22 protein-coding genes are annotated in these 26,661 nt (G+C 67.2%); 12 read left to right on the top strand and 10 right to left on the bottom strand.

From position 1 onward, the window contains the following. The first annotated feature begins 83 nt into the window (after window positions 1–83). Window positions 84–1,403, top strand: coding sequence for a DUF1214 domain-containing protein (locus tag QH195_RS24025; RefSeq protein WP_280437100.1), 1,320 nt, complete (start codon window positions 84–86; stop codon window positions 1,401–1,403). A gap of 22 nt (window positions 1,404–1,425) precedes the next feature. Here QH195_RS24025 and QH195_RS24020 read toward each other — a convergent pair whose 3' ends face one another. Then, window positions 1,426–1,992 carry a TetR/AcrR family transcriptional regulator gene (locus QH195_RS24020; RefSeq protein WP_280437099.1) on the bottom strand — a complete coding sequence of 189 codons (567 nt, stop codon included), beginning with the start codon at window positions 1,990–1,992 and terminating at the stop codon, window positions 1,426–1,428. Window positions 1,993–2,085: 93 nt separating this feature from the next. Here QH195_RS24020 and QH195_RS24015 point away from each other — a divergent pair, with 93 nt between their 5' ends. Next, a complete protein-coding gene (locus QH195_RS24015) occupies window positions 2,086–3,072 on the top strand; it encodes an alpha/beta hydrolase (RefSeq protein ID WP_280437098.1) in 987 nt (328 codons plus the stop codon). A gap of 87 nt (window positions 3,073–3,159) precedes the next feature. Here QH195_RS24015 and QH195_RS24010 read toward each other — a convergent pair whose 3' ends face one another. Both QH195_RS24010 and QH195_RS24005 read right to left on the bottom strand, forming a co-directional pair. Beyond that, window positions 3,160–3,651 carry an RDD family protein gene (locus tag QH195_RS24010; protein WP_280424877.1) on the bottom strand — a complete coding sequence of 164 codons (492 nt, stop codon included), beginning with the start codon at window positions 3,649–3,651 and terminating at the stop codon, window positions 3,160–3,162. A gap of 47 nt (window positions 3,652–3,698) precedes the next feature. Further along, complete coding sequence (locus tag QH195_RS24005) at window positions 3,699–4,277, bottom strand: SRPBCC family protein (protein WP_280437097.1); 579 nt, start codon at window positions 4,275–4,277, stop codon at window positions 3,699–3,701. A 157-nt stretch (window positions 4,278–4,434) separates the two neighbouring features. On the opposite strand from QH195_RS24005, the gene QH195_RS24000 reads away from it, so the two are divergent. Further along, window positions 4,435–5,025, top strand: a complete 591-nt coding sequence (locus QH195_RS24000) for a TetR/AcrR family transcriptional regulator (RefSeq protein WP_280437096.1) — start codon at window positions 4,435–4,437, stop codon at window positions 5,023–5,025. A 68-nt stretch (window positions 5,026–5,093) separates the two neighbouring features. Here the strand turns inward: QH195_RS24000 and QH195_RS23995 are convergent, their stop codons facing one another. Then, on the bottom strand, window positions 5,094–6,344 hold the full coding sequence (locus QH195_RS23995; RefSeq protein ID WP_432278371.1) for a cytochrome P450: 1,251 nt from the start codon (window positions 6,342–6,344) through the stop codon (window positions 5,094–5,096). 252 nt (window positions 6,345–6,596) lie between these two features. Between QH195_RS23995 and QH195_RS23990 the strand changes: the two genes are divergently transcribed. Continuing rightward, window positions 6,597–7,583, top strand: coding sequence for an AraC family transcriptional regulator ligand-binding domain-containing protein (locus QH195_RS23990; protein ID WP_280424880.1), 987 nt, complete (start codon window positions 6,597–6,599; stop codon window positions 7,581–7,583). A gap of 377 nt (window positions 7,584–7,960) precedes the next feature. Next, a complete protein-coding gene (locus QH195_RS23985) occupies window positions 7,961–9,148 on the top strand; it encodes a phosphotransferase (RefSeq protein ID WP_280437095.1) in 1,188 nt (395 codons plus the stop codon). Between the two features lie 313 nt (window positions 9,149–9,461). Here QH195_RS23985 and QH195_RS23980 read toward each other — a convergent pair whose 3' ends face one another. Next, the gene (locus QH195_RS23980) at window positions 9,462–10,190 is read right to left on the bottom strand and encodes an alpha/beta fold hydrolase (RefSeq protein WP_280437094.1); all 729 of its coding nucleotides are present in this window, start codon (window positions 10,188–10,190) and stop codon (window positions 9,462–9,464) included. A gap of 84 nt (window positions 10,191–10,274) precedes the next feature. Between QH195_RS23980 and QH195_RS23975 the strand changes: the two genes are divergently transcribed. The 4 genes from QH195_RS23975 to QH195_RS23960 all read left to right on the top strand — a co-directional run bounded on the left by QH195_RS23975 (window position 10,275) and on the right by QH195_RS23960 (window position 14,928). Next, window positions 10,275–10,853, top strand: a complete 579-nt coding sequence (locus QH195_RS23975; RefSeq protein ID WP_280424883.1) for a TetR/AcrR family transcriptional regulator — start codon at window positions 10,275–10,277, stop codon at window positions 10,851–10,853. Between the two features lie 476 nt (window positions 10,854–11,329). Continuing rightward, a complete protein-coding gene (locus QH195_RS23970; RefSeq protein WP_280437093.1) occupies window positions 11,330–12,748 on the top strand; it encodes an MFS transporter in 1,419 nt (472 codons plus the stop codon). Window positions 12,749–12,847: 99 nt separating this feature from the next. Further along, a complete protein-coding gene (locus tag QH195_RS23965) occupies window positions 12,848–13,726 on the top strand; it encodes an ABC transporter ATP-binding protein (RefSeq protein ID WP_280437092.1) in 879 nt (292 codons plus the stop codon). After that, on the top strand, window positions 13,723–14,928 hold the full coding sequence (locus QH195_RS23960) for an ABC transporter permease (RefSeq protein ID WP_280437091.1): 1,206 nt from the start codon (window positions 13,723–13,725) through the stop codon (window positions 14,926–14,928). The genes QH195_RS23965 and QH195_RS23960 overlap by 4 nt, the downstream gene beginning before the upstream one ends. A gap of 477 nt (window positions 14,929–15,405) precedes the next feature. Here QH195_RS23960 and QH195_RS23955 read toward each other — a convergent pair whose 3' ends face one another. The 4 genes from QH195_RS23955 to QH195_RS23940 form a co-directional block, all read right to left on the bottom strand. Next, window positions 15,406–16,665 carry an ATP-binding protein gene (locus tag QH195_RS23955; protein WP_280437090.1) on the bottom strand — a complete coding sequence of 420 codons (1,260 nt, stop codon included), beginning with the start codon at window positions 16,663–16,665 and terminating at the stop codon, window positions 15,406–15,408. Between the two features lie 265 nt (window positions 16,666–16,930). Further along, window positions 16,931–18,019 carry a ketol-acid reductoisomerase gene (ilvC, locus tag QH195_RS23950; protein ID WP_348536833.1) on the bottom strand — a complete coding sequence of 363 codons (1,089 nt, stop codon included), beginning with the start codon at window positions 18,017–18,019 and terminating at the stop codon, window positions 16,931–16,933. A 24-nt stretch (window positions 18,020–18,043) separates the two neighbouring features. Continuing rightward, entirely contained in the window at window positions 18,044–18,547 is a 504-nt protein-coding gene (gene ilvN, locus QH195_RS23945; protein WP_033241275.1) for an acetolactate synthase small subunit, read from the bottom strand. Continuing rightward, a complete protein-coding gene (locus tag QH195_RS23940) occupies window positions 18,544–20,472 on the bottom strand; it encodes an acetolactate synthase large subunit (RefSeq protein ID WP_280424889.1) in 1,929 nt (642 codons plus the stop codon). Before QH195_RS23940 ends, ilvN begins: the two co-directional genes overlap by 4 nt. Window positions 20,473–20,866: 394 nt before the next feature. Between QH195_RS23940 and QH195_RS23935 the strand changes: the two genes are divergently transcribed. After that, window positions 20,867–21,388, top strand: a complete 522-nt coding sequence (locus QH195_RS23935; RefSeq protein ID WP_280437089.1) for a PH domain-containing protein — start codon at window positions 20,867–20,869, stop codon at window positions 21,386–21,388. A 461-nt stretch (window positions 21,389–21,849) separates the two neighbouring features. Beyond that, window positions 21,850–23,691 carry a dihydroxy-acid dehydratase gene (gene ilvD, locus QH195_RS23930; protein WP_280437088.1) on the top strand — a complete coding sequence of 614 codons (1,842 nt, stop codon included), beginning with the start codon at window positions 21,850–21,852 and terminating at the stop codon, window positions 23,689–23,691. Between the two features lie 508 nt (window positions 23,692–24,199). Here ilvD and QH195_RS23925 read toward each other — a convergent pair. Next, window positions 24,200–25,060 carry a DoxX family protein gene (locus QH195_RS23925; protein ID WP_280437087.1) on the bottom strand — a complete coding sequence of 287 codons (861 nt, stop codon included), beginning with the start codon at window positions 25,058–25,060 and terminating at the stop codon, window positions 24,200–24,202. A 368-nt stretch (window positions 25,061–25,428) separates the two neighbouring features. On the opposite strand from QH195_RS23925, the gene QH195_RS23920 reads away from it, so the two are divergent. Continuing rightward, window positions 25,429–26,541 carry a PQQ-dependent sugar dehydrogenase gene (locus QH195_RS23920; protein ID WP_280437086.1) on the top strand — a complete coding sequence of 371 codons (1,113 nt, stop codon included), beginning with the start codon at window positions 25,429–25,431 and terminating at the stop codon, window positions 26,539–26,541. Window positions 26,542–26,661: the final 120 nt, after the last annotated feature.

The raw sequence follows: 26,661 nt of genomic DNA, 5'->3' as shown, positions 1-26,661 counted from the left end.
TCACCGACCCAGTACGACCGAAGGTTCGGCCCACTGCTCACGAAATAGTCTAATTGAAGTCAGTTCACTAGGATTGGTGGCCTATGACCAGCCGGAAACAGCACGTCGATCCGGACGACATCACGCGCCGAGCCGCGGATCTGCACATCTGGGGCTTCCCCTACGTCTTCGCCCAGCGCCTGCGATTCCGCTTCACGCTGCCGCTCACCCCGGACGCCCCGCGGCCGGAAACCTCGGCGGGCGCGGCGGTGAACCGCCTCGGCCATCAGCGGAGGCTGTCCGATCCGACACTCACGAGCGGTGTCGCCCCTAATGTGGACACGCTTTACTCGCTGGCATTCCTGGACCTCACCTGCGGCGTCTTCCGGCTCCGGTTCCCCGATTTCGGGGACCGGTACTACAGCATCCAGATCGGTGAGGCCGATTCCTCCACCGCGGCGGTTCTCGGGCAACGCACGCACGGCCCGCAGATGCCGGAGATCATCGTTCACCACAGGAGTTCGCCGGTGGCCGAGGCGGATTGCGCGACTACGATCGCGTGCCGGTCACGATTCGTCATGGTGGCGATCCGGATACTCGTCGACCCCAGCCGCGGTGACGACCTCCGAACAGTCCAGGAATTGCAGGATCGCATCGAACTCGCCGGACCGGGCACGCCGGCAACCGCACCACCACGCACCCTCGTCGAGCGAGAACGGCAGGCCGAAACCCAGGACACCGCCGCCTTTCTGGACTCGTTGAGCGCGGTACTCACCGATACGGAGCCGGCCGAAGTGCCCGAATGGGTCACCGACGCATTCGGCGCCGTGCGTATCGCCCTGGACGATCCGACGCTACGGCGTTCGGCCGATCTGGGTCTCACGGAAGGGCTCCGGGCGATCGAACAACACGTCGCCGCACTCGGCCGCACAGTGAACGGGTGGTCGATCAACGATCGCGGCACCGACTTCGGTGGCGACCACCTGCTGCGCGCCGCGGTGGCCTATTCGCAGATCTACATCAATCCCGCCGAAGAAGCGCTCTACCCGGTATGCGAACGCGACGACAACGGCGAGCCACTGACCGGAACCCGCTGCTACACCGTCCGATTCGAGCACGGGAACCGTCCGCCGGTCGACCAGTTCTGGTCGCTGACCGTATACCACGCGAAAGGCCTGCTCTACGACAACGCGATCGACCGCTACGCGATCACCGATCGCACACCCGGACTCCACGCCGGCGCCGATGGCTCCCTCACCATCCACCTGCAAACGCAGCGGCCCACTGGGCCGGGCGCCAACTGGCTACCATGCCCACCAGGCCATTTCCGGCTCATACTGCGCCTCTACGGGCCGCGAAACCCGCGATGGAACCCTCCACCGGTCCGGCAGAGCCCGCAGATGTGCGAGCCGGCCGACCAGTAGTCGCCTGATTTCCGTAGCGGTGTCAGCCTGTGAACCGTTCCATCGTGTCCCTCAGTGCGCGTTCGGCTTCCGTTGCCGACAGACTGCCGATGAGGACTCGCATGGTGAGGCCGTCCGCGGTGGCCATCAGGGACCTTGCCGCGAGGTGGGGGTCCGCGAGATCGGGTGCGATTCCGGTGAGTAATCGGGCGGCCTCGCGTTCGGCACCGTCCTTCGCCTCGGCGAGTATGCGGGCCAGGGCCGGGTGATTGATGGCGGCGGCGATGTATTGGTGGAACACCGAGACTCCGACGCTGGACGACTCCGCGCGGGGAATGGCTTGCCCGATCAGCTGCCACAGTGTTTCGCGGTCGTCGGCGTGCTCGGTGGCGGTGTCGTGGAGTTGTACGGCGCCCGACACCATGGTTTCGAGGCCGGCGCGAAGGAGTTCGTCCTTGCTCGTGAACCAGTATTGGATTCGACCCACCGACACTCCGGCGGCCGCGGCCACGTTGCGCATGGATACCGCGCCCATGCCGTGCTCCGCGATCACCTGCCATACCGCCTGGATGATCACGGTACGGCGGTCGTCGGGGTTCGTGCTGCTCATCCCGCCATACTAGCGGCGGAAAATACGACCGTATTGATCCAGGAGTACGCTGGGGGCAATCGATCAATACGACTGTATTTCCCTGGAGCGGATATGGGTGCGAAGCCGAACCGAAACGTCCTCAAAGTCCTGGCCGCGGCGGCGGTCGCATGGTTGGTCGCCGATGAAGTCGCCTCGGTTGTTGCGCCGGAACCGACAGTGGGGCACTGGCGCAGCCGGGAAGGGTTCGAGTCCTATCGCGCCGCGTACGACGCGGCGATGGCGACGCTGCCCGCGCCGACGAGTACCCACGATATCGCCACGGATTACGGCACCGTCCGGGTATACGAGTGGACCGCCGAAGGACGCGAGGATGCCTCACCGGTCGTCTTCCTGCCCGGGATCCGTTCGGGCGTACCGATGTGGGCCGAGAACCTGCCCCACTGGATCGGCGAACGCACCCTCTATGCGATGGACGCGGTGGGTGATTCCGGACTGTCGACGCAATCGGTGCCGTTCACCTCGTTCGACGATCGGGCAGTCTGGGTAGAGCAGGCACTCGCGGGCCTCGGACTCACGCGCGCCCACATCGTGGGGCACTCTTTCGGCGGTGCCACCGCCGCCGCCCATGCGCTCGCCCACCCCGAGCGGGTCGCATCCTCGACGCTGCTCGAACCGGTGGTGGTGCTTTCGGGACTCCCGGTGTCGATGTACCTGTGGTCGGCCCTGCTGGCACTGCCGGTGCCGCAGCCGTGGAAGGACTACGCGCTGGCACAGATCGGCGGAGTCTCGATCGAAGAAGTGCGTGAGCGGACCCCTCTCTCGGTGATGGTCGACGAGGGGGCCAGACACTACAAGGCGTCCACCCTGGTGCCGCGGACCTTCACCGACGCGGAGTGGAGGTCGATGGCGATGCCCGTCCGGATCGACATCGCCGCGGATAAATCCTTGGCCGGCGGTCGGGCGGCGGCCGACCGCGCCCGGGCTCTGGGTAAGAGCCCGGTCACCGTCTGGCCCGAGACAACGCATTCCCTGCCCATGCAGGCCGCCGAACAGCTCGGACCGGAGCTGCTCCGGTACTGGGCCGATAATGACCGCTGAGCTGCCGCAATACCGGATCCATTCGGCCGGTGTGGTTTCAGTCGACCAGACGCCGAGCCGCCGGTTACGCGAAGGACCCAGCCGGAATTATTCGTCGATGACCTGGGTGCCGCCGGCTACGCGATCGTGCCAGCCCTGTTTCGTCGGGCTGGAGCTGATCGTGAAGGCGATGGCGAGCGCGGCAACGAACCAGAGCAGGCCGCCGATCCACGGGATCAGGTTCAGCAGCATGTAGAGGTTGCGGACCGCCGAGTCCTTGAGGCTGGGTTTGGGAGCACCGTCCGACCCGTTGACGTGCAACCCGAGCAGCTTCTTCCCGGGCGTCGAGCCCGAGGAGACTTCGAAGGCGATGAAGTAGAGCCAGCCGAAGGCCGCGCCCGGGAGGACGGACACCCAGTCGGGCAGGTCCGCGACCACGCCCAGCAGCCAGAAGAAGACTGCGCCGATGATGCCGGCGATGATCCAATCGATGAATCGGGCGCCCGCACGTTTACCGAGTCCGCCCGGTTTGATTCCCGTCGCCTGGCCGTACCGGGGGTCGGCCTGGCCGTACATCGGGTCGAAACCACCTGTAGTCATCACGCCTCCTGGCGAACGCTGCGGCCGGTTTGCCTGTCAGGTGTTGCTCAGTGCATGTCGACTCCCAAGGATGACATACGTGCAGGTGCCGGGGGTGCGGCCGAAACCGATTCGTGTCCATCGCGGGTGTGCCGCCGGCCGAGAACGCGTTCCGCGATCGCGCGCAGCACGCGGACACGGCCGGCCCACCGGGCAGGGACGGCGACGGAGCCGGTAAGGGCGTGTTCCGCGCGGTCGAGGCAACCCTCCAGGCATGCGTCGTGCATCCACCGGAAGGCCAGCGGCCAGGTGAGCCGGGCCCGGCCGCGAACGTTCATGGCGAGCAGGTGAACCAGATCGGCGCCGCCGGCAGTGGGGTGGACGGTGAATTCGTGGAAACCGTCGAAGCCGGGGGGGCCGGTGAAGCGGAAGCGGACCCAGCGACCGGGCACATAGTGCTCCACCGTGTACCGGATCGGACCGTGCCCGCCCACGGCGCCTACGCCGAGCGGTCGGTCGAAACGCATGGCCGGCCAGCGATGTGCGGGCCAGAGCGCGTCGTCCGCACCGGCGAGGGTGTCCATCAGCGCGCCGACCTCACTCGCGGGTGCGGGCAGGTGACGTAGGTGACTGTTGACAACGGCCATGATCCGGCTCCTTGTGTCGGGTCGGCGCGGCATGCGCCGACGCTCTGCTGCGGGCCCGCAAGGAAGGTCGGCCACGTAGTGCGGTGCCGGCGGTCGATCCCAGGGCCAATATTAGAGATTTTCCTCTAATAAGAAATTAGAGCATATCCTCCAATACATGGGAAGGTCACCGAGGCACGATGCCGATCGGCTCCTGGACGCCGCCGCCGAACTCCTCGCTCGCGGCGGGCCGGCCGCTGTCACCATGTCGGGAGTCGCCCGAATCGCCGGGGCACCGAACGGGTCGGTCTATCACCGCTTCCCGGATCGGCCCGCGTTACTGGCCGCGCTGTGGCTGCGCGCGCTACAGCGATTCCACAATGAGCTGCTCGCCGTGCTAACCCTCGGCGAACCGCAAGAAGCGATCCGCCGCAGTGCCCGTACCAGCCTCGACTGGGCCCGGCACAATCCTCGCGAAGCGGGCGTACTGCTCGCCGGAGCGAAGGAACTCGACGAACAGAACTGGAGTGAGCAGGCCCGCGCGGAGACCGCACGGGCCGACGCCGCACTGCGCGACGCGCTGGCCGCCCTCGTCGCGACCGTCGGCGATTCCACTCCCGACGCGGCAGACCGAGTACTGCTCGCGGTGGTCGACCTGCCCTACGCCATGGTCAAGCGATATCTGAGCACCGGGCAGCAGATCCCCGACCATGCGGCCGACCTCGCCGAGCAGGCCGCGGCCGCACTGTTCGGCACGATCCGGAGCTAGCCGCCGGATCGGCGATAACGCGGAACAGCCGGCCGACCCGCTCGGTTCGGCGAGCGGCAGCTGGTGAACTACAGATTCAACCTGGCGGAGGGGGTGAAGCGGACGGGCAGCTCGGCCAGGGCGCGATGGAAGGGGCCCGGTCGCCAGGTGGGTTGCCCGCCGGGCAGGGCGGGCTCCATTTCCGGGAGGGCATCGAGGAGCTGGTCGATGGCGTTCTGGGCGATCAGATACGACAGCGACTGGGCGGGGCAGGCGTGGCGGCCGATACCCCAGGCGAGGTGGGAGCGATTGCCGACGTGGTCGTCGGAGCGGACGGCCGGGTCGTTGTTGCAGGCGGCCATGCTGATCAGGACCGGTTCGTCGGCGGGGAGCCAGGCGTCGTCGACGAGGACGGGGTGGCGGGGGTAGGTGATGAGGAAATTCGCCAGGGGCGGGTCGTTGAACAGGACCTCGTCGAGAGCATCGAGGGTGGACAGGCTGCCGCCGAGCACGCCGCTGCCGACACGGTCGTCGGTGAGGATGAACAACAGGGTGTTGGCGATCAGGTTCTGCTGGAACTCGATACCGGCGCCGTAGTGACCGGCGACCTGGTGAACCATTTCCTCCTGGTTCAGTTCGGCGGGATGGCGCAGCAATTCGGAGGTGATGTCGTTACCGGGTTCGGTGCGTTTGAGATCGACGAGTTCCAGCATCGCGGCGCTGATCATCTGGTTGCCGTTCTCGGCCTCGACACCTTCGACGAGCGCGGCCATCCCGGCGGCCACCCGCTGACCGATCTCGGCGGGGCAGCCCAGCAGGGTGTTGACGATGGCGAAGGTGAGCGGGAAGACGTACTGGGTGATGAGGTCGGCGCTACCGGATTCACAGAAATCGTTGATCAGCGGGATGGCGACCTGTTCGACCGTGGTGTGCAGGGTGCGCAGGTCCACATTGGCGATACTGGTGGTGATGGCTTCCCGGTAGCGATGGAAATCCGCGCCGGTGTTGCGGCTCGCGGTGGGACGCCACTCCATGATCGGGAGTACGGGGCAGTCGGCGGGCACGTTGCGCTGCCAGGTGCGGGGGTCGGCGGGGAAACGGTCCGGGTCGTTGAGGATGCGCAGCGCGGTGCTGTACCCGACGACCAGGGTCGCGGGGACGCCGGGCGCGAGTTCCACGGGCACCAGCGAACCCCAGTGGCGGCGCATCTCCCGGTAGGCGCGGTGCGGATCGGCAGCGAATTCGGGTGCGTGCAGGGCAACTCGGTCCTCCGAACCACCCGCCGACGCAGGATGGAGTTCCGCCGGAGCCGGGAGAGGCGCGGGAATGCGCTGTGTCAATCGTTCGTCCTCACCGCTTGTTCTCCACACTCCGCGCCGGAAGCACCGGCACAGCCGATGGTGCCACCGGCGCGGCGCGGCCGACAGTGCCGCGGGCGCCAGGGTGGGGGCGGAACGCGCCAGGCTTGTTCATCCGGCGGGACGGGCGGGATTCGTCGCGCAGCCGGAGAGCACGAGCCGGGATATCGTCGGCAGGCAGCGGTCCGTGCGCGGGCCGGGGAGGTACTCGTTCTGATTAGGTGTGTTTCGCAGGTGGATACGGTTGAGCATGTTGCGTTTTCGAACTTCATCCTGGACAGCGCCGGCCTGAACGCGGCGGCCCGGCGGCAGCTCGCGCGAGCGGCGGAACTACCGGACTGGGTGCTGGCAACCGGCGACACGATGGTGTCGAGCAACTACCAGCTGAACCTGTGGGAACTGGTGGAGCACGAACTGGACGACCCCCAGGTGGCATTGCGGGTCGGAAAAGCGAACACGCTGGGCAACTTCGGTTTACACGACTACCTGTTCAGCACGGCACCGACGCTCGCCGACGGGCTGGCGCGGTCGGAACAGCACGCGAACATGATCACCACCAATATCGGATTCGCGGTATCGGGCGACTCGGAGGAAGAAGCGAACGCGGATGTGCGGCTGCTGAACGGGCACGGACGGGGACGGGAACTCGCCACCCAGTTCGCGCTCGCGGCGGTGGTGACCCGGGCACGCAATGCCACCGGGCGGGATGTGCATCCGGTGCGGATCCGGTTCCGGCAGGCGGCGCCGCGACGCCATCAGCCGTTCGTCGAGATGTTCGGGACACGGCAGGTCGAATTCGGGGCGCCGACGGACCAGATCACCTTCCGGGCAGCGGATCTGACACTTCCGCTGCGGACCGCCGACCCCGCGCTCGCCCAGATCCTCGCAAGGTGCGCGGCCGCGCTACCGCCGGCGCCGCGGCTGGAACTCACCTGGGCCGGTCAGGTACAGCAGGCGCTGATGGTGCTGCTCGGGGACGGGCGGGTCACGATCGAGCGGGTCGCGCGGTATCTGGCCACGAGCAGTCGTAGTCTGCAGCGGCGCCTCGCCGACGAAGGGACCACCTGGACAGAGGAACTCGACCGGGCGCGCAGTGCGGTGGTCGAACGGGGTACGCGGTCACGGCCGGATGCCACGCAAGCTGCGCTCGCCCGGAGGGTCGGGTACTCCGATGCCGGCGCGCTACGGCGGGCGCGACGGCGCTGGACCGGACGGAAGTAGCCGGACCACACCGAGGCAGCGCGGCCGAGGCGACAGTAGCGCCGCGCAGGAGGAAGTAACGCCGGACGGGCGAGGAAAGCGGCTAGCGGGCGAGGAAAGCGGCTAGCCGGGCAGCTGTAGCTGCGAAGTACTCCGGCAAGAGCCTGACCGGAACTCTGCCCGGGTAGGTGGCCAGGGACAGAACGCGCCGCACAGGGTTCCGATCGCGCCTGATTCCCCACTGCTACAGGCACTGGTCTCATAGGAAACCGCAGGTCATCTTGGTCATCTACCGAACACCGCCCCCTGGAGCGGACCCTGCGGAAGCCGGCGTGCGAGCCCATACTTTCGATCCGCCGGGCAGTTGCGCGGCGGAACGAGCCGAGGAAGGCAATCGGATGGGTGAGACGAAGACCGGTACTCCCGAAGACAGTGTGCTGTCGGGAGTGCTGAAGCTCGGCGGCCATGTACTGGCGGAGAAGATGCTTCGTCGCCGGGACGGCGGGATCCCGATGAAGAAGAACGAGGTCGACGCGGAATGGCTCGACCGAGTACTCACGGACCGATACCCCGGTGCGGCGGTGGAATCGTTCGATATCGTCGATGCCGAAGGCGGTACGACCAGCCGCTGGAAGGCCACGATCCGCTACAACGAAACCGGACGGCGGGCGGGGTTGCCCGAACATCTCTTCGCCAAAACCACCCTCACCTTCACCCAGCGTCTGACGCAGTATCTTGCGCACGCGCTTCCCGGCGAGCCCGGATTCTTCCAGCAGCTGCGTCCGGAACTCGATATCGAGGCGCCGCGCGGGTATTTCGGGGCCGCCGACCTGCGGACCGGCCGGTCACTGACACTGCTCGAGGATGTGAGCGTCACCCGGGGCGCACGATTCTGCACACCGCTGGAACCGGTCACCCGGGAACAGATGGAAGACCTGCTGGCGAATATGGCGCGCTGGCACGGCCACTACTGGGAATCACCGGAACTGCGGAGCCGGGACTGGCTGAAGACGCCGGGAGCGCATTTCCGCAATTTCGACCGGCTGCTCGGAATGCGCAAACGCGCCGAGGTCGGGCTGAAACGCGCCCCCGACCTCGTGCCCGAAACCTTGCCGCCCGTCCAGGGCGAACTCTACGAGGCCTGCGGCCGGGCATTGCAGATCGCCGAACAGAGCCCGCAGACCTTGCTGCACGGTGACCCGCACATCGGCAACGCGTACGTATGCGCCGACGGCAGTATGGGTTTCACCGACTGGCAGCTGGTGATGCGGGGCAGCTGGGCATTCGATGTGGCATACACGATCACCTCCGGCCTGGAGGTCGAAGACCGGCGGTCCTGGGAGCCCGACCTCATCGCGCTCTACATCGACGGCCTGCACGCGGCAGGTGGACCCGCGCTGTCCTTCGAATCCGCCTGGCTGGCCTACCGGCAGCAGGCGCTCTACCCGTATTTCGCCTGGATGATCACCATCGGCCGTGGCGCGCTGATGCCGGAATTCCAGCCGGCCGATATCTGCCGCGCGATCGTGCACCGCACCGCCCACGCCATCATGGACCTGGACGCCTTGGGGGCGGTCGGCGACTGAACCCGGATCGCCACGCGCACAGACTCGGGATTCGGCCGAAAAACCCGCTCCTCCCCCACCGTCGCGTCGACATGATGGACCCGCAGGTCACTGGAGAAAGGCCAGTACTACGGCCATGACCATCACGAGGAAGGCCAAGACGACGGGCGAGCGACAGCGGAGATCTCGGTGACCTCGACCGTCACCGGCACCGGTATCGATTGCTGCGCGCCCCGATTCGTCATGCCTGTGGATGCTGGACGGAATCCGGCGCTCGGCTGCTGTCACCGGTGAAAGGGCGATTATCGCCGGCGCGGCCGCGCATAAAGGCGGTTCATCGTGCTCGGTCGCGTCCGGTTTCGGTATCGCAGCTGTCGGCGATATCGCGGATCAGCCGGGCGAACCGCCGCGGTTCGGCGAGTGGCAGGTAATGGCCGGCTCGAGGCACCACGAGCAGCCGGGACCGGTTCGTGGCAGCAGCGAAGCGGTGCTCGTGGGCACGGAAATGGTCGCGGCTGCCGTTGATCAGCCACACCGGGCCCTGATACCGGCCGAGTCGGGCGAGCGGATCGAAACCGTCGACGGCGCGGACCATATCGGGAACGACCTCGGTGGCTATCCCGCCCTCCGCTATCGCGGTGGCGACCCGCTCCGGGAGTACAGCCTCGAATACCCGGTTGCTGAGCCGTTCGCCGCCGTCGCGCCGGGTCGAGAGGAGCCGGTGGGCCAGGCGGAACGGGACCGTCATGGTTCTGCTGGGCACACAGGTGGAACCGGCGACCACCAACCCCGCCACTTGTTCGCCGAGTTCGGCAGCCGCCGCGATAGCGGCGTAACCGCCCAGCGAATGGCCGACGAGCAAGGCGCGGCCGCCCGCCTGTTCGACGGCCGTGCGCACGGTGTCGACAGCCGCGGTCATTGTGAAAGGTTCGCCACGGCGCGGGCCGTGTCCCGGGAGGTCGACAGTGGTCACCGGACGTTCGGCCCTCATCTCGTCGGCGACACCGATCCAGCATCGGCCGCTCAGCCGGATGCCGTGCACCAGAACAACGGGAACAGTCATGAAACCTCCATTTGCTACGCAACGTTGCGTTGCAAACTAGCCCACTTCGCACCACAACGCAACGTTGCGTTGTATCGTTGGGGCATGGATGCTGTGTCCGATGGCGGCGCCCGGCCACGGCGCGCCGGCGCGATCTTCGCTGCGACCCTGGAACTACTCGCGGACAAGGGCTACGAGGGTCTGACCATGGAAGCGGTCGCCGCGCGCGCAGAAGTCAACAAAACCACGCTCTACCGCTGGTGGAAATCCAAGGACGAGGTACTCGCCGCCGCTCTCACCGACTCGGATCTACTCGCCTTCACCGTGCCCGATACCGGCAGCCTCCGCGGCGACCTCGTCGAAACGACCCGCAGCATCCACACACTGCTCACCGGCCCCGCAACCGCTCCCATCGCCGCCGCCGTCCTGGCCGCCGCGCCGTACCGCCCCGCACTCGCGGCAATAGGCCGAGCCTTCTTCGCCGACCGCGCCGAGCGCGAACACCCGATCTTCCGCCGGGCCATCGATCGCGGCGAACTACCCGAAGACACCGACCCCCGGTTGATCATGGACATGCTCGCGGGCGCCATCTGGTTCCGCCTTTTCCTGCGCGCCGAGGACGTGCGCGAAGCGGATCTCACGACAGCAGTCGATCTCGTCCTGGGCGGCGCCGCGGCGCACTGATCTGCCGAAACCCGCCCCGGCACAAACAGTTACCGACGCTTCAGCAGTCGGTGTCCTTGGGATTGCGAGGCCAGGCGTAGACGAGCCATACAGTGCGACTGTTGTCGTCGATCACGTATCGGGTTCGACCGCAGCCGGTGTCGGAGTTCCTCCCGACCAGGACGGCATCCGTGGTACCGAAGCGGACTGCCCATCGACCATCCGGCGGGCGACCGGACCCGATCGTGGCGGCACATGCACGAGAAGCGTCTCGGTGGGCACCGGTAGAGCTGGGGCGGCAACCCGCTGCTGGTAGGGTTCGCGTTATGTCCGGCGCTTCATCTTCCGCCGCCTGCGCGGCAGTGACCAGGACGTCCCGCTAGCGGCGGGACGTTCGATTCACAGACCTCCTCTTCTGGGACGTCCAGTCGCTTCGTGATCAGTCCGGAGCGGCACTTTCCTGCTGCTCGGATTCCTCTCTGAGCAACGGAGACGTGATGTTCTCGAGAATTCTTTCTGCACGCGGGCACGGCCCGTCCACGCGCTCACGGCTGGTGCTGTGTGCGATGTCGATGCTGCAGTTCTTCATCGCGGTCGATGTCACCGTGGTCAATATCGCGTTGCCCTCGATCGGCACCGATTTCGGGGTGGGCGACCACGTTCTGACCTGGGTGGTGATCGGCTACACCATCACCGGTGGCGGGCTGCTGATGCTCGGTGGGCGGTTGGGCGATCTGCTCGGGCGGCGCCGAATGCTGCTGGCGGGCACCACCTTGTTCGGGGCCGCGTCGCTGCTGGCGGGGCTGGCGCCGTCGTTCGCCCTGCTTGTTCTGGCTCGTCTCCTGCAGGGTGCCGGTGAGGCCATTGCTCTACCGGCCGCGATGGCCACCATTGTTCTGCTCTTTCCCGAAGGGCGAAGCAGGTCACGGGCTTTGAGCGGATGGGCGGCGGTGGCGAGTTGCGGGCTGGTGCTCGGCTTCGTCCTGTCCGGAATCATTACCGCACACCTGGGCTGGCGGTGGATCTTCCTGATCTCGGTGCCGTTCATCCTGGTCGTCGTGGTGGCGGCGCTCGTCCTTGTGGAACGAGACCGGCCCGACGCCCGCGACTCCGGACCGCTCGACATTCCGGGAGCACTGCTGCTCATCGCATGCCCGCTGCTGTTCACCTTCGGCGTGGTCCGGGCCGGTGAACCCGGAACGTGCTCCTGGGTTCCGGCGGCGGCGCTGACGGGCGCGGTACTGGCCGGGGCCGGATTCGTGCGCGTGGAAGCCCGCTCCCCGAACCCGCTACTGCCGCTGGGGTTCTTCGCCCATCGCGCCCGGGTCACCGCGAATGTCACCACGATGCTGCTCAGCGGGGCACTGTCGACCTCGTTCCTGCTGTTCACGTTCTACCTGCAGGACCAGCTGGGCTTCGGGCCGTTGGCTGCCGGGGTCACGATGCTGCCACTGGCGGTCTCGCTGATCGCGTTCTCCATGCTCGTGCCTCAACTGCTCGGCAGGTGGGGAGTGCGGGTATGTGTGCTGGCGGGTCTCGGTTTCACTGCCGGCGCGATGGCCGTCATCGCGGTCACCGCTGCGCTGGACGCCGCAGCGCCGTGGCTGATTCCGGCGATGCTGCTCATCGCCGCCGGGATGGGCTTCGGACTCGTCGGCCTGCAATACATCGCAGTCAGCGAGGTGACCGACGACGATGCCGGAACCGCCTCGGGCGTACAGCGGGCGGCCGATCAGCTCGGTGGCGCCACCGGCGTCGCCGTCTGTGTGGGACTCGGCTTCGCGCCCGCGCTGCACACCGCCGATCCCTTCCTGGTCGCCACTCTGCTGGCAGGGGCCGGGCTCGTCGTCGGCGCTCTGGTGATCCGGCGCGCACCCGAACCGCCCTCGGCAGCGGTGCACGAACAGGCCGGGTAAGCGATCGCCCGCTGCCGGGAACGTAACCGCGGCGGCGGGCACCGCGAATCGGGACAGCGGACAGGTAGAGTCGGGCCGATCCACGAGTGGGGAGGTCCGATGCTCGAAGTTTCGCATCTGGTGCGCCGGTTCGGCGACAAGACTGCCGTCGACGACGTGACGTTCGGTGTGGAGCCGGGCGCGCTCACCGGATTCGTCGGCGGCAACGGCGCGGGTAAGACCACCACCATGCGGATGATCATGGGCGTGCTGGCCATCCATGGCGGCGAGGTGCGCTGGGAGGGGCGCCCGGTCACGGCCGCCGATCGGCGTTCCTTCGGGTACATGCCGGAGGAACGGGGATTGTATCCGAAGCAGCCGGTGCGGGATCAGTTGGTGTATCTCGCCCGGCTGCGGGGACTTTCGGCGGCCGAGGGTAAACGGCGGACCACGGAACTGCTGGAGCGGTTCGGGCTCGGGGACCGGGGGAAGGACAAGCTGGAATCGCTGTCGCTCGGCAACCAGCAGCGGGTGCAGATCGCGGCGGCGGTGGTCACACAGCCGGCGGCATTGGTACTGGACGAGCCGTTCTCCGGGCTGGATCCGGTCGCGGTCGACTCGATGGCGGAACTGCTCGCCGAATACGCCGGCCAGGGTGTACCGGTGCTGTTCTCCTCGCACCAGCTGGATCTGGTGGAACGGCTGTGTGATCGGCTGGTGATTCTCGCGAACGGGCGGGTCGTGGCGCAGGGCTCGGCGACGGAACTGCGCGAGGCCGGTGCGCTGCGATATCGGCTGCGGGCCGGCGCGGACACCGGCTGGTTGAACGAGTTCGCGGGGGTCAGCGTGGTCGATCGCAACGGATCGGGGGTATTGCTCGAGCTGACCGGCGCGACCACCGACCAGGTACTCACCGAGGCGCTGGCGCGCGGGTCGGTGCAGGAATTCGCCGAGGTGCGGCCGTCGGTCGCGGAGATCTTCCGGGAGGTGACGGCATGAACGGGCCGAACCCAGAGGCAGCGGCGGATATCGCGCCGCACGGAGTGTGGCGGATCGTCACCGAACGGGAAGTCATGGTCAAACTGCGCGACCGCAACTTCCTGATCTCGACGGTCATCACCATCGTGGCGATCGTCGCATCGCTGGCCGTCAGCGGATTCCTGAGCGGGCGCACCGAAACAGTTGATATCGCGGTCACCGGGCCCGACGCGACCCAGGTGGCGCAGACGGCCGGCGGTCTCGCCGAACTGGCCGACAGCAACGTCACCTTCACCACGCAGACCGTCGCCGACCTCGCCGCCGTCGAGCAGCAGGTCCGCGCCGGCGATGTCGACGCCGGCCTCGTCGCCGGACCCGACGGGTGGCGACTCGTCGGCAAGGAGTCGGTGAACGACGACGTCAACACCTACGTGACCACCGCCGCACAGCAACTCGCGCTGCAACGCAACGCCGAGGCCGCCGGCACCTCACTCGAGGAACTCGGCCGCGGCGGCCAGGTGACCTACGACGTGCTCGACGAGTCGTCGGTCGACCCGGCTTTCGCGCAGATCATCACGTTCGTGTTCGCGTTCCTGTTCTATGTCGCCTCACTGCTGTTCGGCATGTCCATCGCGCAGAGCGTGGTCGAGGAGAAGCAGAACCGTATCGTCGAGATCCTGGCCAGCGCGATCCCGTTGCGGCAGTTGCTGATCGGGAAGGTCATCGGCAACACCCTGATGGCCTTCGGGCAGCTCGTCCTGTTCGCGGGCGCCGGTCTGGCCGGGTTGGCGATAATGGGAAGTACCGAGCGCGTCACCCAGATCGCGGGCGCGGCAGGATGGTTCATCGTCTTCTTCATCGTCGGGTTCCTCGCTCTGGCCAGCCTGTGGGCCGTCGCCGGCTCGCTGGCGACCCGCAACGAGGATCTGCAGTCCACCTCCACCCCGCTGAGCATGCTGATCATGATCGTGCTGTTCCTCGGCATCTTCGTATCCGGCACAGCGCAGACCGTGGCGTCCTACGTACCGATCGTCTCCATCGTCACCATGCCCGCCCGCCTCGCCGAAGGCACGGCCGCGTGGTGGGAGCCGCTGGTGTCCCTGGCCGTCATGGCGGCGACCGCCTACGGAATCGTGGTCGTCGCCGAGCGGATCTACCGCCGCTCATTGATGCAGACACAAGGACGGCTGACCTACCGCCAGGCACTGAGTGTCGAAGACTGAGCTGCCGTCCTGACCATTGTCGGAGTCTTGGCATTCATGACGCCGAAATCAGTTGGTCACGGGCACCTCCGCGCAACTGTAGTTCGCCCGGGTACACATGGGTCTTGGCGTGATGCTCCGTCTCGGAACGAGAGTGCCCAGGCAGTGCGAACGACCAGCAAGCCGCAACCGGCCCAACTCGGACAACGGCGCATTACGGTGGACCACGATGACCTCTGGTCGGCGAATACATTCCTAGACACCTCGCACTTCGCCCGGAGGTCCTCACCTTTGTCAGCCCGACACGCCGCTACCAAGGTCCGTGGTCAGTACACCTAGGCGACTACCTGCCAATGCAGCCGCGGCGCGGTTTCCCTGCGCCGCCCAGATCCTTGGAATAAGTTGTCCCACATGCCATCAGCAATGGAGAAGCGGAAAGCATACCGGGAATCAGCGGTCGAGCTTCTCAGCCCGACGACCTGAACCCGGCAGACCCGGCTACGGCGCGGTGTGCCAGAGCGCGTCGATGGGTAGCGCCCGAAGCCGGTCGCCGAACGGCAGCGAATGCCGGCCGGAGTAGAGGATGAATCCCGCGATGAAACGCTCACCGAGACGCTCACGCAGATGTCGGAGGCCAGCGAAATCATGGCTCCGGACGGTGGCTGCGGCTTTGACTTCTATTCCGATGATCCGGCCGTCGGCGGCTTCCAGCACAGCGTCCACCTCGACCTTGTCCTTGGTCCGGTAATGCCAGAGGGTCACCCGTTCGTCGTTCCAGGTGAGCTGGCGAGCCAATTCCATAAGGACGAAATTCTCGAGTACAGAGCCGGCGGCGCCGCCGGGCTCGGCGAGCCTGGCGGGTCCTTGCCCGAGTAGATGGCAAAGGATCCCGGAATCGACAAAGGCGAGTTTGGGTGTTCCGATCGCACGGTAAGTGGCACCCGACGACCACGCCGGGATGGATTTGATGAGGAATACGGTTTCCAACAGTGCGAGGTAGCGGGCGACGGTCGTCCGATGGACCTCGAGCTCACCGGCGACTGTTCCCGGGACCAGCAGGTTCGCACTGCGAACCGCCAAGAGTTGCAGTAGCTTTCGAAGTTGGGTGGGCCGTTCGATTGCCCCGATCTCCTGAATATCGCGTTTGATCAAGGTATCGAGGTAGTTTTCGAAGAAGGCAGGCCTGCGGCGGTCTGTCCGGCGCACCGCGTCCGGGTAGCCACCGGTGGCGGCCAGCTCCAGATAGTGGCGACGGCGCAGGGTCGAATCATGGACGAGCCTCGGACCGTGGGCGAAGGCGGCGTCCACGAACCGGTCGGGTGTGGTATTGATCTCGCCCTGCGAAAAGGGCCAGAGCTCGATGGTCTCCATCCGTCCAGGTAGCGCGTCGGGAAGTGATTTCAAAGCGAGAACCTGTGCCGAACCGGTGAGCAAGAAGCGTCGCGGCGTCGGATCGGTATCTACCTCGAGCTTGATCGGCAAAAATAGTTCCGGGGCTCGCTGCACCTCATCGATGACCAGGAGACCATCGTGTTCGACGAAACTGACAGGGTCGTCATGCGCGGCCCGCAGAGTCGCAGGGTCGTCGAGAGTAAGAGTTCGCGCCGACTCGTGTTGTTCGGCGACCAACCGAGTTAGTGTGCTCTTTCCCGACTGACGGGCACCGTTGATCGCGACAACCCGAGTATCCACCAGCGCGTCCTCGACCATAACCTGCGCTTTACGTGCGATGAGACCGGACGGAACAGGGCTCGGCATCCTGCCATCTTCGCTGGTGTGCACGCTTGGTCGCAAGCTGACGCACACATGGTCGCAATAACTGTGCACGTTTGGTCGCGGGGCGGGCGCACGCCCGGCCGCTACCTGCGCACACCTTTGGACATAGACTCTGTACACGCTCGGCCGCAATCGGCTCGCGAGCGAAGTAACCGCATCGAGCACGCAAAGCGGTGCGAGTGAACGGGAAAGGGGCCCTCCCGCAACCGCGGAAGGGCCCCCTTTCAGCGCTGTCTCAGCGAACCGCTCAGGCGGTTTCGGTGATCGGCCGGTCGACCCAGCTCATCAGATCGCGCAGCTTCTTACCGGTGACCTCGATCGGGTGCTCGGCATTGGCCTTGCGCAGGCCCTCGAGTTCGGTGTTGCCGCCCTCGACGTTGGCGACCAGGCGCTTGACGAAAGTACCGTCCTGGATGTCTTTGAGGATGTCCTGCATCCGCTTCTTGGTGCCGGCGTCGATCACCCGCGGACCCGACAGGTAGCCACCGAATTCGGCGGTATCGGAGACCGAGTAGTTCATCCGGGCGATACCGCCCTCATACATCAGGTCGACGATCAGCTTCAGCTCGTGCAGCACCTCGAAGTAGGCCATCTCCGGGGCGTAACCGGCCTCGACCATGACCTCGAACCCGGTCTTGACCAGTTCCTCGGTGCCACCACACAGCACGGCCTGCTCACCGAAGAGATCGGTTTCGGTCTCTTCCTTGAACGTGGTCTTGATGACCCCGGCGCGGGTACCGCCGATGCCCTTGGCATACGACAGCGCCAGGGCCTGGCCCTCACCCTTGGGGTCCTGCTCGATGGCGATCAGCGCGGGCACGCCCTTGCCGTCGACGAACTGACGGCGCACCAGGTGACCGGGACCCTTGGGGGCCACCATGCCGATGGTGATCTCGGCGGCCGGCTTGATCAGCCCGAAGTGGATGTTGAGGCCGTGACCGAAGAACAGCGCGTCGCCGTCCTTCAGGTTCGGTTCGATGTCGTTGGTGAAGATCGCGGCCTGCGCGGTGTCGGGGGCCAGCAGCATGATCACATCGGCCCACTCCGACACCTCGGCCGGAGTGCCGACGGTCAGCCCGGCCTCTTCGGCCTTGGCCCGCGACTTCGAGCCCTCCTTCAGACCGATACGGACCTCGACGCCGGAATCGCGCAGGCTCAGCGAATGCGCGTGCCCCTGGCTGCCGTACCCGATCACCGCGACCTTACGGCCCTGGATGATCGACAGATCGGCATCGTCGTCGTAGAACATCTCGACTGCCACTTGGTGGTATCCCTTCTGACTATTTCGAACCCGCGAAACGCGGGAAACGGTAAACGAGGCGTGGAAAACGGTCAGGCGCGGGGTGCGCCCGGCCGTGGTTCAGCGGGTGGCGGTGATGGATTTGGGTCCGCGGCCCACGGCCACCACCCCGGATTGCACGATCTCGCGGATGCCGTACGGCTCGAGCATCCGCAGCAGGGCGTCGAGCTTGGAACGGGTGCCGGTCGCTTCGACGGTGAGCGCGTCGGGCGACACATCGATCACCTTGGCGCGGAACAGGTTCACCGATTCGATGACCTGGGTGCGCACGCTGGCGTCGGCACGAACCTTCACCAGGATCAGCTCGCGGGCCACCGAGGTCTCCGGATCCTGCTCCACGATCTTGATGACGTTCACCAGCTTGTTGAGCTGTTTGGTGACCTGTTCCAGCGGCAGATCGTCCACGGTGACCACGATGGTCATCCGGGAGATGTCCTTGACCTCGGTGGCGCCGACCGCGAGGGATTCGATATTGAATCCGCGGCGGGAGAACAGGCTTGCCACGCGGGCCAGGACGCCGGGCTTGTCCTCGACCAGGACGCTGAGGGTGTGGGTCGTACTCATGCCGGGCTGTTCCCCTCGGTCTCGTGCTGCTCGCGGGTCATGGCTTCGTGGATGACGGCCGGTTCGGCGGCCTGCTCGTCCTCGTCGAACAGCGGGCGGATCCCCCGAGCGGCCATGATCTCGTCGTTACTGGTGCCGGCGGCGACCATCGGCCACACCTGGGCGTCCTTGCCGACGATGAAATCGATCACCACGGGGCGGTCGTTGATCGACTGGGCCTCGCGGATCGCGGCCTCCACATCCTCTTCCTTCTCCACCCGGATACCGTGGCAACCCAGCGCCTCGGCGAGCTTCACGAAATCGGGGATGCGCAGGCCGTGCGTGTTCAGGTCGGTGTTGGAGTAGCGCTTGTCGTAGAAGAGGGTCTGCCACTGCCGGACCATGCCCAGGTTGCCGTTGTTGATCAGCGCAACCTTGATCGGCACACCCTCCACCGCGCAGGTGGCGAGTTCCTGGTTGGTCATCTGGAAGCAGCCGTCGCCGTCGACCGCCCACACTTCGCGGTCGGGCATGCCCATCTTGGCGCCCATGGCCGCGGGCACGGCGTAACCCATGGTTCCGGCGCCGCCGGAGTTCAGCCAGGTGCGCGGCTTCTCGTACTTCACGAACTGGGCGGCCCACATCTGGTGCTGGCCGACGCCCGCGCAGTAGATGGCGTCCGGACCGGCGAGGCGGCCCAGGGTTTCGATGACGTACTCGGGCGAGAGCGCGCCGTCCGACGGGGCGGTCCAGCCCAGCGGGTAGGACTCGCGAACGCCGTCGAGATAGGTCCACCAGGCGGTCAGGTCCAGCTCGATACCGGCCGGATCGGCGCGCAGGGTTTCGATCAGTTCGGTGAGCACCTCACGGCAGTCGCCCACGATCGGGACATCGGCGTGGCGGTTCTTACCGATTTCGGCGGGGTCGATATCGGCGTGGATGACCTTCGCGTCCGGCGCGAAGGAATCCAGCTGACCTGTGACGCGGTCGTCGAAACGGGCGCCGAGGGTGATCAGCAGATCGGATTTCTGCAGCGCCGCCACTGCGGCCACGGTGCCGTGCATACCCGGCATACCGAGGTTCAGCTTATGGCTGTCGGGGAACGCGCCGCGCGCCATCAGAGTGGTGACCACGGGGATGCCGGTGAGTTCGGCCAGCTCCAGCAGTTCGGCCGATGATTCGGACTTGATCACACCTCCACCGACATAGAGCACCGGTGCGGTGGATTCGGCGATCAGCCGAGCGGCCTCGCGCACCTGCTTACCGTGCGGTTTGGTGACCGGACGGTACCCGGGCAACCGCATCTCCGGCGGCCAGCTGAAGGTGGTCTGCTCCTGCAGCACATCCTTCGGGATATCCACCAGCACCACTCCGGGACGCCCGCTGGAGGCCAGATAGAAGGCCTCGGCGAGGATGCGCGGGATATCGACACCCTCCTTGATCAGGAAGTTGTGCTTGGTGATCGGCATGGTGATGCCGGAGATATCGGCTTCCTGGAAGGCGTCGGTGCCGATCAGGCTGCGCCCGACCTGGCCGGTGATCGCGACCATCGGCACGGAATCCATCTGGGCGTCGGCGATGGGGGTCACCAGGTTGGTCGCGCCCGGGCCGGACGTGGCCATACACACACCCACCTTGCCGGTGGCCTGCGCGTACCCGGTGGCCGCGTGCCCGGCGCCCTGCTCGTGCCGCACGAGCACATGGCGGACCTTGGTGGAATCGAAGAGGGGGTCGTAAACGGGCAGCACCGCGCCGCCGGGAATACCGAATACGGTGTCGACGCCGAGCTCCTCGAGGGAGCGGACGACGGACTGCGCGCCGGTGACCCGCTCGGGCGGGACCTGGCGGCGGTTCGCCGGGGTGGTCGGAGCACCGGCCGAGGCCGGCGGGTTCGAAGGCGCGGGCTTGCGGGCCGCGGGCCCGGGCCGGGTAGTTGGTGCGCTCACCGTCTTGGTTCCTTACTGCTTGTCGTTCACTTGTCCCGACATAAAAAATCCCCCGACAGCCGGTGGCTGTTCGAGGGTGGCGCGTCGCAGTGCGAGCTGACGTATGCGGATCGTCTGGCTCAGCGCTGGACGCGCCGGCCGATTACGAGCAACTCGATTCGATTCACGCGCATGACGGTATGTGTGCGTGTGGTGCAGAGTCAAACAGCTGACCGCCTACTTCTCATTATGTGAGAAGGTAGCGGGTGCTCACGCCCGTCCACCATGATGCGAGGATGGTGGTGTGTCATCACCGCATCAGTCCGTGCCACCACCGGAATCGTCCCATATCCCCGCGGCCGCGGAGGTAACGGGTGGGGATACGGCGCCGCCGGGGCCGACGCGTGTGATCCGCATGACACGACTGTCCTTCCTCGGGGTTTTCATCCTGGCGATGTGCGTGTTCTTCCCGATCGTCGGCTGGCCGGCCGCGCTGTTCTGGCTGGCACTGATTCCGATCGCGGCCATCGTGTGGATCCTGCGGACCCAGACCACGGTCTCGCCGAAGGGCCTGGACCTGCGTTCGATGTTCTCGTCCCGGCATATCGACTGGGAGCAGCTGAAGGGCCTCAGCATCCCCAAGCGCGGATACGTGCGGGCACACCTCGACGACGACACCGAGGTGTCCCTTCCGGCCGTGAGCTATGACCGGCTGCGCGATCTGGTGGACGCCTCCGGCGGGCGGATCCCCGATCCCTTCGCACTCCCCGACCCCGACACGGCCACCGACTCCGGCGCGGAACCCACCGAGGAAGAACCAGGCGACGCCGACACCGATTCAGGCGAGGCCGACACCGGGGACAACACGCGCAGCACGGACGCCGGCGACCACCCTCCCGCCGCGGACAACGGCAAGAACTCCCCGGCCGCGGGCTAGAACCTCTCTCCACTACGCGCTCGCACGACACCAGCGACTCCCGAGCCGCGGGCCGGAGCCGCCCTCCGTCGCGAACCGCACGACATCAGCAACTTCCCGCCCGCGGGGTGGAACCGCCTCCCATTGCGAACCGCACGGCACCAGCGACTCCCGGCCGCGGGCCGGGACCGCCCTCCACTACGGACTCACACGGCACCGGCGACTTCCCGGCCGCGGGGTGGAACGCTCTTCCGCTGCGGAGCCGCACGGCGCCGGTGTCCCCGGCCGCCGGTATCGAATTCACCGGCTATCGGTACTCGCCGCGGGGTCGCGCGCGGTCCCGGCCGATACCGACCCCGAGTCGACTTCCGGCCGGGAGTAGCCTGAGAAAACGCCGATCGCACCTCCAGCAGCGGTCATCCGCGGCCGGGCGATACGGCGTCGTCGCATTGTCCAGCCCCGCGACCAGACCGAGGACACCCATGCCAGCGCTTCGTTCCCGCACCACCACTGTCGGCCGTAATGCCGCCGGCGCCCGCTCCCTGTGGCGCGCCACCGGTATGACCGATTCCGATTTCGGAAAGCCGATCGTCGCTATCGCCAACTCCTACACCCAGTTCGTGCCCGGGCACGTGCATCTCAAGGATGTCGGCGAGATCGTGGCGGACGCGATCCGGGAAGCGGGCGGGGTACCGCGCGAATTCCACACCATCGCCGTGGACGACGGAATCGCGATGGGTCACGGCGGGATGCTCTATTCGCTGCCCAGCCGCGAAATCATCGCCGACTCCGTGGAATACATGGTGAACGCGCACACCGCCGACGCACTGGTGTGTATCTCCAACTGCGACAAGATCACCCCCGGCATGCTCAACGCAGCCATGCGGTTGAACATCCCCACCGTGTTCGTGTCCGGCGGACCGATGGAGGCCGGTAAGGCCGTGGTCGTGGACGGGGTCGCGCAGGCACCGATGAATCTCGTCACCGCCATCTCGGCCAGCGCCAGCAGCGCGGTGTCCGACGAGGGGCTCACCGAGGTCGAACGCAGCGCCTGCCCCACCTGCGGTTCCTGCTCCGGCATGTTCACCGCCAACTCGATGAACTGCCTCACCGAAGCGCTGGGTCTCGCGCTGCCCGGAAACGGTTCGACCCTGGCCACCCATGCCGCCCGCCGGGCACTGTTCGAACGGGCCGGCCGGGTGGTCATCGATATCGCGAACCGCTGGTACCGCGAGGACGACGCCTCCGTACTGCCGCGCAATGTCGCCAACGAGCGGGCCTTCCGCAATGCGATGCGACTGGATGTGGCGATGGGCGGCTCCACGAACACCGTCCTGCACATCCTGGCCGCCGCGCAGGAGGGCGAGATCGATTTCGATCTGCACTCCATCGAGGAGATCAGCCGGCAGGTGCCGACACTGTCGAAGGTGGCGCCGAACTCCGACTACCACATGGAAGACGTGCACCGAGCCGGTGGTATCCCCGCGATCCTCGGCGAATTGCGCCGCGGCGGTCTGCTGGAAACCGACGTCAGTACCGTGCACACCCCGACCGTCGACGAATGGCTCGACACCTGGGATATCCGCTCGGGTAAGGCCTCCGAGGATGCGCTGGAGCTGTTCCATGCCGCGCCCGGCGGCGTGCGCACCACCGAACCGTTCTCCACCGACAACCGTTGGTCCTCGCTGGACACCGACGCCGCCGGTGGCTGTATCCGCGATATCGAGCACGCCTACACCGCCGAGGGCGGGCTGGTGGTGCTGCGCGGCAATATCGCCGTGAACGGCGCGGTCCTCAAAACCGCCGGTATAGACGAGGAACTGTTCACCTTCGAGGGTCCGGCCGTGGTGGTCGAATCCCAGGAGGAGGCCGTTTCGGCGATCCTCGGTAAGAAGATCCAGCCCGGCGATGTGGTCGTCGTGCGTTACGAAGGACCGGCCGGTGGACCCGGTATGCAGGAGATGCTGCACCCGACCGCCTTCCTCAAGGGCGCGGGTCTCGGCAAGGTGTGCGCGCTGATCACCGACGGCCGGTTCTCCGGAGGCACCTCGGGTCTCTCGATCGGGCACATCTCCCCCGAAGCCGCCAGCGGTGGCGCCATCGGCCTGGTGGAGAACGGCGACCGGATCCGAATCGACGTCGCCACTCGCACCCTCGAAGTGCTGGTCGACGACGCGGTGCTGGCCGAGCGCCGCGCCAAGATGGACGCCCGGGAACGCCCGTGGCAGCCGGTGAACCGGGAACGGCCGGTCACCACCGCGCTGCGCGCCTACGCGGCCCTGGCGACCTCCGCCGACAAGGGCGCGGTCCGGCACGTGCCCTGAGGCTCGACTCCCCGGCCGTGAACCACGGTTCGTTGCCACAACCACGGCGTCCCACTCGAAGCGAGCGGGACGCCGTGGTCATCCGGCCGGAACACCATCGAAGTGGACCGAAACCGACCGGCCGGCAGCGCCGATCCAGCGAGGCTCTCGGCAAAACCGGAGCCCCTGCCGAACCGCATGGCCGGCAACGCTGCCGAGTTCATCGCCCCTACGGAGATCGGCCACCCGGCCTTGTGCACTCCGGTCGGCGGTGCCGATCGGCAATCCTGACAGAGCCGGGCCCCACACGTTCGACCGGCAGGACCGAGCTCGATGCCGCGTCCGAAGTGATCGACCGGTGCCGTACCCACGCGACCAGCGCGGCGGGGAATCCGCAATCCGACGAGGCACTGCGGGGTTTCCGCCCGTCCGACCTTGCGGCCTCGTCGCGAGGCGGCGCAGCCGCGAGTATCGACGGCGGGAACAGGGATCTCGGGGCGCCGACCACGTGGGCCGGAGTCACGCCGGTCTACTCGAACGGGCCGATTCCGGTGAGCGGGTTGCCGTCCTGGAGGTACCAGTAGGTGAAGATCGCGGCGGCGAACGCGAGAATCAGGACCACGAGGGAACCGGCGCCGGGGCGGGTAGCCCAGCTGCGACCGCGGTCCAGCGCCCACCGGCCGGGACCGGTGAAGATAATGGCGATCGCGGCGCCGGCCAGGATCGTCTCCATTTCGACCGCGCCCGGCCCCTGGTGGTACTGGAAGTCCGGGTGCATACCCTGTTTGAACATCCAGGCGTCCAGGATCACCGCGAGCACCGCACCGGCGGCCAGCGGTGTGGCCAGGCCGAGGATCAGCAGGATCCCGCCGCCCACCTCGCCCGCGGTGACCAGTGCGGCGGCGATGGACGGATGATCCCATCCGCCCTGTTCCATCGACTCCTTGGTGCCGTCCAAGCCGGGCCCGTCGAACCAGCCCGCCAGTTTCTGCAGGCCGTGGTACAGGAATGTGCCGCCGACCACGAGACGCAGGATGAACAGGCCGAGATCGAGGGTGCCGCGGCGACCGTCCCCGTTCCGGCGCCGCAGTCCGCCGTTGGGCTGGGTGCCCGCCGGGGGGATGCTCGCGTAGGAGTAGGTCCTGTCGTCGTCGGTCCCGGCCGGCCCGCCCGGGCCGGGGGTATCGCTCGGTTTGTCGCCGGGGGCAACAGAAGCCATCGCCGGTATCTCCTTGGTCATGGCCACCTTGGGGAACTGGCCGGTAGGGGAATCGTATGGGCTGCCGACCCCGCCCGCCGTCGTCGATACCGCGCGCTGTTCGGCGGTGGACGGGTTACCGGGCCGCGCGGATTCGGACGGCGCGGAGCCGTTCCTCGGCTTGGCACTCACCCTTCAACAGTAGGCCGATACAGCGCCGCGGTCCCTCTGAATCTGCGGCGTGTCCGCGCCACGGCGCGCATGGTCCGTGTCCGCCCGTGTGCCCTCCGAGGCAGGGTGCGGAGATCGTCGCGGTACCACCGGGCTGCCGCCGGCGGCACACGGTCTCGGCGATCGAAGCTTGCGGCCGAGGGCGATCGCAGCGAAGGCGACAGCCGCACCCGTGTGGCGGCCCGACAGTCACGGAGCGCGGCGGCTCGACGGCGGCGCGGTCGATTCGGGCGGTAGCGACCGAACGCCGCCCGGAGCACCTGCGGCTGTCCACTCCGGGCGGGGGCGTGAGGGCGCGACCGGAGGGATTTCCACTACGTTGGGGGGTTATGAGGTCGGTTGGCGCGCGGCGCGTGACGGTGGGGCTGGTTTGCGGGGCGTTGTTGCTCAGCGGGTGCGCGCGATTCGACGATTCCGCGTCCAGTCCGTTCACCGAGGAACCGACCCTGGACGCCGCGGAACTCGAACCTCCGAAGCAGAACGGCCCCGAGTCCTCGACCACCCGGCCGAGCGGTCCGTGTATCGATCCCGACCCGGCCGTGGTGGTCAGCTGCCTGGACACCGCCGGTGGGCTGGTCGAGTTGGGTGGCTACGCGCTGGTGACCGAACGCCGCACCGGGCGCATCCTGAAGGTGACACCGGAGCAGCCGCCGGTCGAGGTCGCCCGAGTCGATGTCGATCCCGCGGGCGACGGTGGGCTGAGCGATATCGCCATCTCCCCCACCTACCACGAGGACGGCCTGCTCTACGCCTACGTCACCACCCCGAGCGACAACCGGGTGGTCCGAATCGCCGAGGGCGGTGGTGCGCCGAAACCGGTGTTGACGGGAATCCCGAAGGGCGCCACCGGTAATCGCGGCGCCATCGAATGGTCGTCACCGGATGAGATGCTGGTGCTCACCGGTAACGCCGGTGATCCGGCGGCCGCGGCGGACCCGGGCAGTACGGCGGGCAAACTGCTGCGGGTGCAGAACCCCACCTCGAACGGGAACGCACCCACCGAGGTCGCGGTCTCGGGGATCGGCTCGGCCGGGGATATCTGTCTGGGCGGCGATCAGATCTGGATCACCGACCGCACCCCCGCCCTGGACCGCCTGCAACGCATCGGCCCCGACGGTGTCGCCACTACCGCGTGGACCTGGCCGGACCGTCCCGGAGTCGCCGGTTGCGCCGCCACCCCCGAAGGAATCGCCATCGCCCTGACCGAGGCGAAAGCCCTCGCCATGGCGACCCCGGATCCCACGACCTACGCGGTTACCGCACCCCCGAGCGTATTCATCGCCAACAAGTACGGCCGCCTGCTCGGAGCGTCACCCGCCATGGACGGCACGATCTGGGTCTCCACCGCGAACAAATCCGAAGGTGGTCAGCCCACTCCGAACGATGATCGCGTCGTCCGCATCCCGCCGCCCACTGCCGGTGGCGGTGGCGGGCCGGACTAGGTTTCTGTCTCGCAGCGAGTGGGGGGGGGGGGGGGGGGGGGGGGGCCCCCGCGGGGGGGGGGGGGGGGGGGGGGGGGGGGGGGGGGGGGGGGGGGGGGGGGGGGGGGGGGGGGGGGGGGG

The organism is Nocardia carnea (assembly GCF_029868855.1).
GTDB lineage: Bacteria > Actinomycetota > Actinomycetes > Mycobacteriales > Mycobacteriaceae > Nocardia > Nocardia carnea_A.
This window is presented reverse-complemented; position numbering and strand designations above follow the sequence as displayed.